Here is a 14,657-nt window from a genome sequence, read left to right on the forward strand (position 1 = left end):
ACTTTGCAATAGAATATTACGCTTACGATTGATTTCCTTACAGGTCTCACCAATAGTAAATAATGCTTTATACAAATCACGAATTTTCTCAATTTGCTTTTTATCAATATCAATCGAGAAGTGTTGTTCGCCTAACAGAAACTTAATTTCTATATCTAAATCAACTGTACCTGCTGTTTCCAAAAGCACATTTTTAATCGGATTATGCTTATATAAATAACGGTATAAAGTTCGCTTTTTACTCATGGCGCTTTTACCATCTAAATGCATAAAAGCAACATTGGTAAAACAATATTCATCTGTTTTACTTTTGATCACAAAGAAAATTTTTTCGTTGTCTTCATGGAAAATATAATCATCAATATCGGTTTTATTAAAATCTTGCGGTTCAATAATGATCCCAATATCACTGGTACCCATCATTTCGGAAGCTAGGTTCTTAAACATATGTTTCCCCTCACACTTTTATCAATTATTCTTTTAAATTATGAAAATAAAAGTAGAAAAACAAGTCGATTTTTGTATAAAAAACGCCCATTCAGGGCGCTTTTGGGTATTCACTGATTAAAATAACTTTTGAATAAAAGCGATTATTTGAGACATATAAGGTCGTATAAAAATCAGGAAGAAAATTCCAAGCATCAAGAACCATTTCAGGAAGTAATACAACCGACGGTTGGTTTTTTTCAAGGCTTTCGCTTTAATACGAATTTGGTAAACATAACCAAAAACTTTATTTAAACCACCTGTCTGATCACCCGCTTCATTGGGAGAGCTTGCAGCAGTCATCACTTTTTTACCAAACCAATGATTAAAGCGTTCCATCAATTTTGTTTTTAATGGACGTTCAACGTCAGCAAAGAAAATGATACGGTTTTGACCGGTCTTATTTTCAGCATAATGAATATAAGTTTCATCAAAAACCACACTTTCACCATCACGCCATGAATAACGCTGACCATCGACATCGATAAAACAGCGGTCATCATTCGGGGTTAAAAGTCCTAAATGATAGCGTAGTGAACCTGCATATGGGTCACGATGGCGTACTAAGCGACTATCAGGCGCCAGCTCAGTAAACATTGCAGCCTTAATACTCGGTAAAGTTTTGAGTAATGCTGTGGTTTTTGGGCATAACTCAGCTGCTGAAGGATGTGCAGAGTCATACCATTTTAAATAAAAACGTTTCCATCCTGTTTTAAAGAATGAATTAAAGCCTAAATCATCATAACTACTCGACGCTTTAATACCGCCCTGAGCATATAACGCTTGCGCTTCATCACGAATCATTTCCCAGTTTTCATCCAAGATTTTTAAATCTTTGAAATGTTGCGTGTCGATATAAGGTTGATTCGGCACTTTTGAAAACATATACATCAGGAAATTGATGGGTGCGAGTATCGTAGAATGGTCAAAAAACTGACGATAAAACGAATGACGCACTTTACCGCGATTTTGGATATACAAAGCTGAAATCACAAAAATCGCCAATATGATCCATTTAATCATATAGCACTCTTGATATTAATATAGGAGAATTCAGGTTGATGGTTTGGCTGAACATCATTACCCATGCCCAGTTTTCTCAAATTTTAGCAAAACTCACAATAAAAATGCCAATCTATCAGACAAAATTCGATGTTTTACTTCCTAACAATCTGAGGTAAAACAAAACTCTCTTCTATAAAGTTATAGCTATTGTCTGTCCAAATTGACCTAAATGACTGAATAGGCTTTTTACATAGCCACTTGAAATAGACAAAAAACACCGCATCTGAATAAAGATCTTGATTTCAAAATCTCAAATTAAACATAGACTTCATTTGATTTTTAAAATGAATAATGAATCACAGCTACGACACAATGGATAGTTGCAACATAAAAATTGATGACCCTTGCGTCACGGCTTGATACAACTTGTTATGTTCTTTTTAGATATAGTTATCGTAAGATTAGTGAAGTCGAAATGTGTGCGGGAATTGCATACACACTTCAAAACATCAACTTAGAAGTCCTCCACAAAAGGAGATCAGGGCATGATCCACGCTGGCAATGCCATTACCGTCCAAATGCTTTCGGACGGAATTGCAGAATTCCGCTTTGACTTACAAGGTGAGTCGGTTAACAAATTCAACCGTGCAACGATTGAAGACTTTAAAGCTGCCATTGAAGCTGTAAAAAATAACAGCGAAGTAAAAGGCTTAATCGTTACTTCTGGTAAATCTACATTTATCGTCGGCGCGGATATCACTGAATTCGGTGAGAACTTCAAACAAGGTGAAAGTGCAATTGTAGAATGGGCTATGCCTGTTCATGATATTTTCAATGCGTTCGAAGACTTGGAAATTCCTAAAGTTGCTGCGATCAATGGAATTGCATTGGGCGGCGGTTTTGAAATGTGCTTAGTCTGTGACTACCGTGTCATGTCTACAACAGCAACTGTCGGCTTACCTGAAATCAAACTTGGGATCATTCCTGGTTTCGGTGGTACAGTTCGTCTAAGCCGTGTAATCGGTATCGATAACGCTGTTGAGTGGATTGCAACTTCTGCAAACAAACGTCCAGAAGCTGCGCTTAAAGACGGCGCTGTAGATGCTGTTGTTGCTCCTGAGCAATTACAAGCAGCTGCAATTGATCTGGTTAAACAAGCGATTGCTGGTCGTTTGAACTGGAAAGCAAAACGTCAAGAAAAACTAGAGCCTGTTAAATTAGACATGCTTGAACAAATGATGGCGTTCAACTCTTCTAAAGGCGTTGTTCTTGCAAAAGCAAATCCTGCGCAATACCCTGCTCCAAAACTTCTTCTTGATTCACTTCAAGCGGGCGTAAGCTTAAATCGTGATGGCGCATTAAAAGCTGAAGCTGAAGCTTTTGCTAAAGCAGCAATCACGCCTCAAGCAGGTGCTTTGATCGGTTTATTCATCAACGATCAAGTTGTTAAAAAAGCGTCTAAAAAGCATGAAAAAGGTGCGCATCCTGTAAACCAAGCTGCTGTGCTTGGTGCGGGTATCATGGGTGGCGGTATTGCTTACCAAGCTGCAAGCAAAGGTACGCCAATCATCATGAAAGATATTGGTAATCCACAACTTGCATTAGGTATGGCTGAAGCGAACAAATTGTTGACTAAGCAAGTTGAACGCAAAAAGATGACCCCTGCAAAAATGGGTGAAACACTTGCGCGCATTCGTCCTACTTTAAGCTATGACGAGTTTAAAGAAGTAGACATCGTGATTGAAGCAGTGACAGAGAACCCTAAAATTAAGGGTATCGTACTTGCTGAAACTGAGAAGAATGTTCGTGACAACACGATCATTGCATCAAATACATCTACGATTTCAATCACACGTTTGGCTGAAAATCTACAACGCCCTGAAAACTTCGTTGGTATGCACTTCTTCAACCCAGTGCACATGATGCCGCTTGTAGAAGTCATTCGTGGTGAAAAGACCTCTGAAGAAGCGATTGCAACCACTGTGGTACTTGCTCAGAAAATGGGTAAAACACCAATCGTTGTGAACGACTGCCCGGGCTTCCTTGTAAACCGTGTATTATTCCCTTACTTTGGTGCGTTTGACCTTCTTCTTAAAGATGGTGCTGATTTCCAACAAGTTGACAAAGTGATGGAAAAATTCGGCTGGCCTATGGGCCCTGCATACTTGATCGACGTTGTTGGTATCGATACAGGTGTTCATGGCGCTGAAGTAATGGCTGAAGGTTTCCCAGACCGTATGAAGCCAGACTTCAAAGGTGCGATCGAAATCATGTATGAAAACAAACGTCTTGGTCAAAAGAACGACGTTGGTTTCTACAAATACGAGCTAGATCGTAAAGGTAAGAAAGCGAAAACTGTTGATCCAACTGCGTATGAACTTGTTGCGACAATGGCAACAACTGAAAAACACGAGTTTGATCCACAAGAAATCATTGATCGTATGATGCTTGCTTTCTGCAACGAAACAGTTCGTTGCTTAGAAGACAACATCGTTGCTACTGCTTCTGAAGCAGATATGGCGATGATCATGGGTGTTGGTTTCCCTCCATTCCGTGGTGGTCCATGCCGTTACATCGACCAAACAGGTGTAGCTGAGTATGTTGCGCTTTGCGACAAATATGCACACTTAGGTAAGGCTTATGAAGCGCCACAAATGTTGCGTGACATGGCTGCTAACAACAAAAAATTCTACGGTTAAGGAGCAACGTGAATGGCTACTTTAAATCCACGTGACGTTGTCATCGTTGATGGCGTACGTTCAGCAATGGGTAAAACCAAAAACGGTATGTTCCGCAATGTACGTGCTGACAGCTTATCTGCTGAATTGGTTCGTGCTTTAGTTGCTCGTAACCAATTTGATACAAACGAAGTTGAAGATGTCATCTGGGGTTGTGTGAACCAGACACTTGAACAAGGTATGAACATTGGCCGTAACATCGTGTTATTGGCTGATTTACCAAAGACTGTTGGTGGTCAAACGGTGAACCGTCTTTGCGGTTCTTCTATGCAGTCGATCCACACTGCTGCGGCTCAAATTGCAACCAACCAAGGTGATGTTTTCATCGTTGGTGGTGTTGAACACATGGGTCACGTTGGGATGATGCACGGTATCGACTTGAACCCTGAAGCATCTAAACACTATGCAAAAGCGTCTAACATGATGGGCTTGACTGCTGAAATGTTAGGTCGTATGAATGGCATTAGCCGTGAAGAGCAAGATGCATTTGGTGTTGAATCTCACCGTCGTGCTTGGGCTGCAACGCAAGAAGGTCGTTTCAAAAACGAAATCGTGGGTGTTGAAGGTCATGATGCAAACGGTTTCAAAGTGCTTTGCGACGTTGACGAAGTGATTCGTCCAGATGCTAACCTTGAAGCATTCAAAGCATTACGTCCTGTATTTGACCCTAAAGGCGGTACAGTAACTGCGGCAACTTCTTCTGCACTTTCTGATGGTGCATCTGCAATGTTGTTGATGTCTGCTGAACGTGCTCAAGCATTTGGTCTTAAGCCTCGTGCTGTGATTCGCTCTATGGCGATTGCAGGTTGTGATGCTGCGATCATGGGTTATGGCCCAGTTCCTGCAACTCAAAAAGCGCTTAAACGTGCTGGCTTAACGATGGATGATATCCAAACCATCGAGTTAAACGAAGCGTTTGCTGCTCAAGGTCTATCTGTAATGAAAGGCTTAGGCATCTATGACAAACAAGACATCATCAACTTGAATGGTGGTGCGATTGCATTGGGTCACCCATTGGGTTGTTCAGGTGCGCGTATCACGACAACGTTGTTGAACGTGATGGAACAACAAGATACTCAAATCGGTCTTGCGACCATGTGTATCGGTCTTGGTCAAGGTATCGCGACCATTATCGAACGTGTTTAATTTTTAATTAAATACTGAGATGAAAAATCCCCGTTTAGTGCGGGGATTTTTTTATCTTTACTACATAACAAAGCATTGAACTATATAGGTTATTGTCAATAACACGAAAATGATAAAATCTATTCATCTAAATTAATCACTGTTGTCCGTTCCAATAAATTTAACCCAATAATTCAAAATAAACATTGCAGCAACTATCATTAATCCGAATGTAAATAATCCTCTGACAATTGCTGTGATATCAATCAAAGAGCAGGCTTTCTTTAAACATTAAACACCCAAACAACTTAACGCTTAGGTAAATTTCCTGGCCACTTATCCCCAAACATAATATTTAAACGATTGGTATCAAAGTTAAATTTAATCGGTTCGTTATTACTGACTGCATCGAGTGCTTTACTACGGTCAATACCTAAGGGTTGAAGCATGATAAATAAGCCGTTGGTTGGATCGGAAGACTGCAAACCTGCAGCAACAGCGAGTACATACTCTTGCTGTAAAGGAGAAAGATGACTCATATCGACTTGCGACATGGTCGGTTGCATATCGATCACCGCGAAATTATCACCAATAGCAAAATTCTGGATCTCATTTTCATCTTTCTGAAGTTGGTGCTGCAATGATTTACGTGCAGTTTTATCATCCTGATAAGGAACGATACCCACCTCTTCACGTAATTCAGCATCTGCCATGACCTTAATGGTCGGCAATGTGTTCACTTCCTCAGCTTGAGCCGAAGCGAAACCAATAGAACCAACTACAGTTACAAGTGTCAAAACTTTGATAAAGTTCATACGTTTCACCCGTAAAAATTAATCATCAAATAAGCCCAAAATGATTCAAAATAAATTGAAACCTATAATAATAGCCTATACCAAAACGTCTACTGGTTCACCAATGCTCAGATAAACGGCTGAGCCAAAAATGCTAAAATATACTTTTCACAACATCCCATAAAATCTTTATAAAGCCTGTTCTAAAACCTCTGCATTTTGTTCTTTTTGATCATTTATTTTTGCATTGAGCTTTAAAACATCTTGGAATAACAGATTAAATTGCTTCACTTGGACATCATTTTTAAACAATATTTGATTACCTTTGGCTTCCCATTCATATTTTTTTAGCATTTCAAACATGGCTTCCGCTTTGGTCAATATTTTTAATTCATTTAAAATTAAAGAATTTTCAGGATCCAGGTTTGAATTTTGTTCTAATTTGGCTTGTAACGGTTGTTTTAAATCTTGCTTTAAATCTAAAGCTTTTAGTTGTACCAAGGCATCATTTTTATTTTGAGTATTTTGCTTTTGATAATTCAGCATCGCTTGCCGTACTGTGACCATCATCTGTTCTGTTTCTTGATAGTTCTGTTTACGATCCGCATCCAAACGTTTTACATCTAAAAAATGATTCCATCTCGCTGCCGCAAGTTGGTTCAAATAAGCATTACGTGTATCAATATTTTTTATCCAATAGCTCAACAAAAATTCAGATAAAATTTTGTAATCCCCTGTTAGGCGTGAATCATGAATATCAATTTTGACAGGTTGAGAACGATCCTGCGCTTGTTCATAGAGCTGACGCATTTTATCAGTCATGACAACATCAAACATTTGGCGTTGGGCTTCATCACGCTTTGTTTTCGTATGGTCATAGTAGAAAAACCCCGCAATCGCAAGGACAACGATTGTCAAAATAATCAATATTCGCCGCATACCTTGTCCTAAAATATTTTACTGTTGACTTAGAATAACTTAAGCCCAATTCATTTGTATATTGATTATACAATTAAGCGATAAATACCTTATTTAATGGTTTTAAAACCATGTTGTTTTCTGAACAAACTTTAAATTTACAATGATCAACCCCATGATATATACCATTACTTTTGAGAGCTTAGAGATTTCCCATGCGTGTAGATATTTGGTCAGATGTGGTTTGTCCCTTTTGTTATATCGGCAAAAAGCGTTTAGAAGCCGCAGCGGCGCAAACAGGCATTGAGCTTGAAATCCATTGGCATAGTTTTGAGCTTGATCCAGAAGCACCAGCACGTCAGGAAGTTTCAAACTCTGAACGTCTTGCTCAGAAATATGGGCGTACTCTTGCCGAAGTGGAAGAGATGCAACGCAATATTGCAGTGATGGCAAAAGAAGAAGGTATTGAATTTAATTGGGAAAATGCAAATTCAGGCAATACTTTTAATGCACATCGTATTATTCACCTTGCTCAAAGCAAAGGTTTAGGCTCAGAAGCTGAGGAAGCTTTCTTCTATAGTTATATGACCCAAGGCTTACCGATCGGTGAACGTGAAACCATTGAAGACGTTGCTGCACGTATTGGTTTAAACCCTGTTGAAGTTGACGATGTCCTTAACTCAGATGAATATGCGGATTTTGTCAAATTCGATGAAGAAGTGGCACATGATCAACTGAAAGTTACAGGTGTTCCCTTCTTTGTTTTTGATCAGCGTGTAGCTTTAGCAGGCGCACAACCACGTGATGTTTTTGTGCAAGTTTTAGAAAAAGCCCAAGCAAGCATGGACCAAACTGAAAATACCGAAAATAGTGAAGTTCAACAACAAGATGCTGCTGTGTGTAATGATGAATCATGCGATGTTCCAAATAAATAATGGGTCATTGTCATGAGCTAAAATAAATCCCCTGCATTATGTCAATGCAGGGGTTTATCTTTTTGATTATTTGAATGATTTATAAATAAAGCTTACTCAACCAAGAAACTAATTTTAAGATTCACGCGATACTCCGTAATTTTATTGTCCTTGATAATGACTTTTTGTTCGTTAATCCATGCCCCTTGTACATTTTTAACTGTTTCAGTGACTTTGGCGATGCCTGTTTGAATCGCATCTTCAAAACTTTTAGCGCTACTCGAATTTACCTCTACAACTTTTGCAATTGCCATGTTGACGCACTCTATTTTTATAAAAGGAAATTGCATCCTATTACAAATATAAGCGCTTTTGATGTTGATTAAAATTTAAACAAAAATAATCATACATAACGCTACATGAAATTTTGAATAACGCTGAAATTCAATACATCAGCTAAAAATTGAAGCGCAATTTAAATCAACAATAACCATTAATCGTCAAAATCAGTATTACATTTGCCCTTTTGATTGATATAACAATTTTTCTTTTCATTAAATTGAATAGTAAATATGCTTCCATTTTTTGGCAAATCATCACGCCAATCCATTTTCCCAAAACTGGAATAAGTCACTTGGATCGGATACAAATTTGGAGCTGTTGGATCAACTTTTAATTGATATACCTTAGAAAAACCAGCCAATTTAGGATCACCATGCTCATAAGCACCTGAATTATCCTCAGAAATACCAAATGGATATTCCTCAATCCAGCCTCGCTCATTCAACACAATTAACGATGAAAATTCAGAATGAGAACCTGTTGAAGTATATCCGCCTGAATAGATCAGACCCATTTGTGCTTTACCCACACGGCGAATTTTTTGAAAATCCTCTGCAGTTAAATGGGACTCTCCCCAACTGCCTGAAATATCAAGATCAGGCCGAGACTGACTCAATAATTGATATTGTCCATTACTGAGCTGTTTGAATAGATAGAGTTCCACTTTTGGTCGTGAAGGATGCCCTGTAATGATCAATCCATCATCCTGTTCAAACATTTCTAAGCGCACAATAAAACGCTTTTCTCCTTGTACATTTTGATATGTTTGTACTGGATTAAAAACTGCATAATCAATATTCCCGTCTTTCCCTTTTAGACCAACTGCTTGATCCATAGAGATATCTTTCATTTTTAAATAGCGAATATCTTTTTGATGGAACTGCATAAAAATCGTTTTGTAGTCTAGATTTTTGACCACAATTGCCGTGTTTAATGCACTGACAGCTGTTTTAGGACTTTGCATTTGCTCAGCAAATAAGCTGGATGAGAATAAAATACTGCTGGTCAATATAGAAAAGTGTGTGATGGTCTTTTTCATTAACATATTCTGTTGCATTGAGTGTCCTGCCTATTTATATGCTCATGCTGAGTGCGATTGCCCAATCATCTTATTTGATCATGTCAAAAGATCTTTGTCATTTCATCTCATTTTTAGTTTTTAAAATACAATCTGCTCTGTCTCTAATTGCTATACATCACGGTTGCATTCAAACAACATCTTATAAGCCAAATAGGAAAATAAAAACGGTAAAATACATTGATTGTTATGAGTAAACTGATTAATCCATTCTACAATCTACCTACCTAGAAATAATTTTTACTCATTTTCAATATTAACTTAACTCAACATCAACTCATGAATAAAAGCTCATTAAAGGATGCATGCTTTGTTTCTATTTGAAACATTTTGGATCGCTTTTATATTGATCACAATGAATATATTGAAATTTACTGTTTTTTTAGGGCATAGTGATGTTAAAGACGAAAAATTCAGAAGCTTAAAGAGATAGAAAAAGTGAAAATCAAAAGAAACTTAAATTCGATCCTTTCGACAGTCCCTTATCTCTGTTTATTAGGGAGTTTTTATGGAAATTCAGTCTTTGCTGAAACTGTGAGTAGTATTGCCGATGCGAAAGCTCAGAAATCTGAATCATTGTACGCAGTTCAAGAGGGGGAAAAAGGTTGGCTTAATTATATTCCGCGTGTAGTCGATGCAACACCAACCATTTTTCCTAATGAATCCGATCAAGGTATTGTCCCTCCAACAGCAGTGACTGAAAATCAAACTTGGACAGATAAACAACAAAAAGGGCTACGTGATTGGGTAGATAATACTGCCCATAAAATAGATGGCTGGTTTGGTGAAACAGACCCAACCAAACCCGCAACAGCGACCCTGAGAGTCTTGGTCGATAACCGCTGGAATAAGCATGATGGTTATGAGGTTAGACCACGTGTACGAGGTAGAATTAAATTACCAACCCTTGAAAATCGTTTAAGTGTGGTTTTTGGTGATGACTCTTTAGATGATGAAATTGAAAATAACGTTGCCATTAGCAATCTAAATCCTGAAAGTGAATCTGATAAAAAATTTGATGGTAAGCGTACCCGAGACGACAATAGTTCAATCGCATTACGTTGGTCACAAGCTGCTAAAAGACTGCCCTTTGACGTCGATGCTGACTTAGGTATACGTTCGGGTAGTGATATTTATGCACGCTTAAAAGCTGAAAAAGACTGGGATTTAGGTGATGATTTTTATTTCCATGCAGAACAAATTTATCGCTATGGTATCGACAGTGAAAATTATCTCCGCACCAATTTAGAACTAACGCATGCACGTCCGAATCAACCTTTCCTTTCCAATCAGTTCAATGTCACTTATGCCGATGAGCAAGATGATGATTTAACATGGAATAATAGAACTTATCGTCAACATCAGTTTTTTAAAGGCAATCGTTTTAACTACGGTATCTATACAGGTGGTTATTATAATGACAGCGATCTTAGGCTGAACAGCTGGGGGCCTTTCGTCTCATGGCGTCAACCTGTATGGCGTGAATGGTTCTATGTACAAGGCGATTTAAACTATTTTAATGATCATCGCGAAGATCATAGTCATTACCCAAGTGCTTTGGTGCGTTTAGAAGCATTATTTTAAGATAATCGTGTAACATCGCTTTGATTGTGGATAAGTTTAGACTTATCCACTTTTCTCTAAATGTCACATTTTATGAGCAAAAAAAAGCCTATCTCGAAGATAGGCTTTTGAACAATAACAACTTATTTAAGCAGTAAGTTATTAATACGTTTTACATATTCAGCTGGGTCTTCAGGTAAGCCACCTTCTGCAATGACCGCCTGATCAAAGATCACGTTGGCTAAATCATCAAATTGTGCTGAACTTTCAAGCTTTTTCACCAAAGGATGCTCAGGGTTAATTTCTAAAATAGGCTTAGATTCAGGAACAGCTTGACCTGCTTGCTTCAACATACGAATCAATTGTGGCGAGAGATCACCATCACTAGTCACTAAACATGCTGGAGAATCAACCAGACGTGTCGTTACACGGACTTCTTTAGTTTTCGCTTTCAATGAATCTGACAGTTTCTCGACCACTGGCTTAAACTGTTCAGCCGCAGCTTCTAAAGCCTTTTTCTCTTCCGCATCTTGTAAATCGCCTAAATCTACAGCACCTTTAGCAACGTTTTGCATCGGTGTGCCATCAAACTCATTCACAAACTCCATTGCCCATTCATCAACACGGTCTGCCATTAACAGAACTTCGATGCCTTTCTTACGGAACAATTCAAGTTGAGGAGAATTTTTTGCAGCTGTTAAACTATCCGCAGTGACATAATAAATCGCTTTCTGGCCTTCCTTCATACGTGCTTTATAAGCTTCTAGTGAAGTCGAAATATCATCATGATTTGAAGTAGAAAAACGTAATAGTTTGAGAATACGTTCACGATTCCCAAAGTCTTCACCTAAACCTTCTTTGATGACCGAACCAAATTCAGCATAGAAGGTTTTGAATTTCTCCTGATCTGCTTCATCTTCAGACTTCGCTAAACTATCTAAAGTGGTTAATACACGGCGCGTATTACCTTCACGAATGGTCTTTACATCACGGCTTTCTTGTAGTAATTCACGGCTAACATTTAAAGGAAGATCAGCACTATCGACAACACCTTGCACAAAACGTAGATAATTTGGAATCAGATTGTCCGCATCATCCATAATAAACACACGTTTTACATAGAGTTTGATGCCTGCTTTTGCTTCACGTGTAAAAATATTACTTGGAGCTTTGCTTGGAATATAAAGTAATTGTGTATATTCAGTACTTCCTTCCACACGATTATGCGACCATGCCAATGGTGCATCAAAATCATGGGTTAGGTTTTTATAGAACTCAACATATTGCTCTTCTGTAATGTCGCTCTTGCTGCGTGTCCAAAGTGCACTGGCTGAATTGATGGCTTCCCATTCATCTGTCTTAACGTATTGACCGCCACTCGCTGCATTTGCGTCTTCGCCTTCAGCAACTGCTTCTTCTTGCCAAACTTCTTTTTGCATTTCAATCGGCAAACTGATGTGATCAGAATACTTATTGATAATTTGTTTAACTTTATAGCTATCTAAATAAGCTAAAGCATCATCACGTAAATGTAGAATAATATCTGTTCCACGTGAAGCTTTATCAATCTGTTCTACCTCAAAATCACCAGTTCCACCGCTGATCCAGCGAACACCTTCATTTGCATCTAAACCTGCACGACGTGATTCAACCGTAATTTTATCAGCAACGATGAAACCTGAATAAAAACCAACACCAAACTGACCAATCAGCTGTGCGTCAGACTTTTGGTCACCTGACAATTTAGACATAAAGTCTTTGGTACCTGACTTGGCAATGGTTCCTAAATTTTCAATCGCTTCTTGTTGACTTAAACCAATCCCATTATCTGAAATAGTCATCGTCTTCGCGTCTTTATCTAAGCTTACACGAACATGTAGATTCGGATCATTTTCATAATATTCAGGATGATTAATCCCTTCAAAACGTAATTTATCGCATGCATCAGAAGCATTCGAAATCAATTCACGCAGGAAAATTTCAGGGTTTGAATAGAGAGAATGCGTCACTAAATGTAAAAGTTGGGCTACTTCAGCTTGAAAGCTATGCTTTTGTGAACCTTGTTGTGCGCTTTGTTCGCTCATAAATCACTCCGTTAAATTCATATCAACTTTGTTATTAAAATTCTTCCACCCACGCTTTATTTTCTTAACTTAGCGAAAAGATCAATGTGTTCTAAATTCAGATGAAAGAATTTTTGAATGCTTTAGAAATGGAGTGAGTTCAGGATATTTCAATGGGAAATTTTAATTTTTTTTTAAAATGGACCTTGTTGATAAACACGATTCATATAAATATCCAGTTTTTGCTGACGCATTTTATAAACATCCGCCAAGCAACTGGCATTATCTTGACATTGATCTCTGAGTTGCAACCATTTTACTTGTTGATCTTGAATCACACCACGCGTGCCCATCGGTACAAGTTTACGAATAATATTATAGGTGGTTGCCATTTTCACATCAGCATCATTTAAATTCCGATGTTCACATACCGCAGACTCGGTTTTTGTTTGAGCTTTATCGCAATTAAAACTTGCAGCATGTGTGACTGATGAAATGCAGGTGAAGACGCAAACGATATAAAGATAGAATTTCATATGAATTTAAAATTATTAAAATATTGTGATTAGATTAATTGGATTTACAAAGAACGGATATAGTCAAAAGTAGCTATTTTGTTCTTTTTCTATATGTTTTGTTTGTATATTTATAAAGCAAATTAAGCTCACTCAATTGGATATTTTAGCGCTCACCTTTTTGATGAGAACCAAAATAAAAAACTCGGCGTGTTTGCCGAGTTTTTAATAGGCTAAAACTTAGAATTTATAGCTATAACCAATTGTATACACCATTGGATCAATATCTAAATCAAAAGTTGTTACCCCTTTCACTTCAACTTCTGGGCTAATTTGAGCATAACGCGCATCAACGAATACTCCCCAGTTTTTCGCATCTGCTGGTTGGTAGTTAAAACCAATTTGACCAGCAAAACCAAAGTCTTCTTTAACTTTTACTTTGGTACCTTCAAGATCACCTGAAGTTTCTTCATCCCATGCAATAAATGCTGTTCCACCGACACCAATATAAGGTGTAAATCCAGTAGAATTTTTAAAGTTATATTTAAACGTTACTGTTGGCGGTAAGTGTTTCAGTTTAACTGCCTTTTCACCATTCAATAACACATCATGATTGATTGGTGTTGCCAAAAGAACTTCAGCAGAAAAAGGGGTTTGCCCAAAAATATATTCTACAGATGGTGTGAATGCATATTCATCATCAGCTTTAACCACAGCTGCGCCACCAAGAATTGCTGTATCTTGCGTTGGCGCAATTGCCGAAGCACCAACCTTAACTTGCCACTGTGCAAATGATGTAGATGAAATCCCCATTAATGCAATAAGTACGGCTTTCTTAAACATTATAAATCCTCTGTGTTGTTATTAATTACATTAAACACATTCATTATAACGAATGCAATACACATTTATTTTCAATTTTTAATATTATTTTTAAACCATTGTATTTTAATATAATTTATTTAAACCAATCAATAAGGTTGGTTTATTAAAACCAACTAAACTAATATAGTTTATTTTTTAAACAATCAATTCAAGGTATTTTAGTATGCTTTAAAATTATTATCTAAATACTCATAAAGTATATTTGAAATATATCTTTTCATTTTTTTTAAT

At 37.6% G+C, this 14,657-nt stretch carries 13 protein-coding genes; 4 read left to right on the top strand and 9 right to left on the bottom strand.

Annotation, left to right across the window (positions count from 1 at the left end; all coding sequences use genetic code 11):
• Both D7V20_RS14460 and lpxO read right to left on the bottom strand, forming a co-directional pair.
• A partial coding sequence (locus D7V20_RS14460; RefSeq protein WP_147395801.1) for a PH domain-containing protein occupies positions 1-447 on the bottom strand: 447 nt, incomplete at its 3' end.
• 117 nt (positions 448-564) lie between these two features.
• Positions 565-1,509: a lipid A hydroxylase LpxO gene (gene lpxO, locus D7V20_RS14465; protein ID WP_120384887.1), complete on the bottom strand. Its 945-nt coding sequence runs from the start codon at positions 1,507-1,509 to the stop codon at positions 565-567.
• 527 nt (positions 1,510-2,036) lie between these two features.
• Here lpxO and fadB point away from each other — a divergent pair.
• Complete coding sequence (gene fadB, locus D7V20_RS14475) at positions 2,037-4,190, top strand: fatty acid oxidation complex subunit alpha FadB (protein ID WP_120384889.1); 2,154 nt, start codon at positions 2,037-2,039, stop codon at positions 4,188-4,190.
• A gap of 12 nt (positions 4,191-4,202) precedes the next feature.
• Positions 4,203-5,375 carry an acetyl-CoA C-acyltransferase FadA gene (gene fadA / locus D7V20_RS14480; RefSeq protein ID WP_120384890.1) on the top strand — a complete coding sequence of 391 codons (1,173 nt, stop codon included), beginning with the start codon at positions 4,203-4,205 and terminating at the stop codon, positions 5,373-5,375.
• Between the two features lie 287 nt (positions 5,376-5,662).
• Here the strand turns inward: fadA and D7V20_RS14485 are convergent, their stop codons facing one another.
• The gene (locus D7V20_RS14485) at positions 5,663-6,169 is read right to left on the bottom strand and encodes a hypothetical protein (RefSeq protein WP_120384891.1); all 507 of its coding nucleotides are present in this window, start codon (positions 6,167-6,169) and stop codon (positions 5,663-5,665) included.
• Between the two features lie 168 nt (positions 6,170-6,337).
• On the bottom strand, positions 6,338-7,087 hold the full coding sequence (locus tag D7V20_RS14490) for a hypothetical protein (RefSeq protein ID WP_120384892.1): 750 nt from the start codon (positions 7,085-7,087) through the stop codon (positions 6,338-6,340).
• 194 nt (positions 7,088-7,281) lie between these two features.
• Here D7V20_RS14490 and D7V20_RS14495 point away from each other — a divergent pair, with 194 nt between their 5' ends.
• Positions 7,282-8,001: a DsbA family oxidoreductase gene (locus D7V20_RS14495; protein ID WP_120384893.1), complete on the top strand. Its 720-nt coding sequence runs from the start codon at positions 7,282-7,284 to the stop codon at positions 7,999-8,001.
• Between the two features lie 92 nt (positions 8,002-8,093).
• On the opposite strand, the gene D7V20_RS14500 is transcribed toward D7V20_RS14495, so the two are convergent.
• Positions 8,094-8,294, bottom strand: coding sequence for a dodecin family protein (locus D7V20_RS14500; protein WP_120384894.1), 201 nt, complete (start codon positions 8,292-8,294; stop codon positions 8,094-8,096).
• 179 nt (positions 8,295-8,473) lie between these two features.
• Positions 8,474-9,379, bottom strand: coding sequence for a hypothetical protein (locus D7V20_RS14505; RefSeq protein WP_120384895.1), 906 nt, complete (start codon positions 9,377-9,379; stop codon positions 8,474-8,476).
• A gap of 465 nt (positions 9,380-9,844) precedes the next feature.
• On the opposite strand from D7V20_RS14505, the gene D7V20_RS14510 reads away from it, so the two are divergent.
• On the top strand, positions 9,845-10,984 hold the full coding sequence (locus D7V20_RS14510; RefSeq protein WP_120384909.1) for a hypothetical protein: 1,140 nt from the start codon (positions 9,845-9,847) through the stop codon (positions 10,982-10,984).
• A gap of 122 nt (positions 10,985-11,106) precedes the next feature.
• Here D7V20_RS14510 and htpG read toward each other — a convergent pair whose 3' ends face one another.
• The 3 genes from htpG to D7V20_RS14525 all read right to left on the bottom strand — a co-directional run bounded on the left by htpG (position 11,107) and on the right by D7V20_RS14525 (position 14,384).
• Complete coding sequence (gene htpG, locus D7V20_RS14515) at positions 11,107-13,047, bottom strand: molecular chaperone HtpG (protein ID WP_120384896.1); 1,941 nt, start codon at positions 13,045-13,047, stop codon at positions 11,107-11,109.
• Between the two features lie 173 nt (positions 13,048-13,220).
• Entirely contained in the window at positions 13,221-13,562 is a 342-nt protein-coding gene (locus D7V20_RS14520) for a lysozyme inhibitor LprI family protein (RefSeq protein WP_120384897.1), read from the bottom strand.
• Positions 13,563-13,781: 219 nt separating this feature from the next.
• On the bottom strand, positions 13,782-14,384 hold the full coding sequence (locus tag D7V20_RS14525) for an OmpW/AlkL family protein (RefSeq protein ID WP_120384898.1): 603 nt from the start codon (positions 14,382-14,384) through the stop codon (positions 13,782-13,784).
• Positions 14,385-14,657: the final 273 nt, after the last annotated feature.

Origin of the sequence: Acinetobacter rongchengensis (assembly GCF_003611475.1) — a bacterium.
Classification (GTDB): Bacteria; Pseudomonadota; Gammaproteobacteria; order Pseudomonadales; family Moraxellaceae; genus Acinetobacter; species Acinetobacter rongchengensis.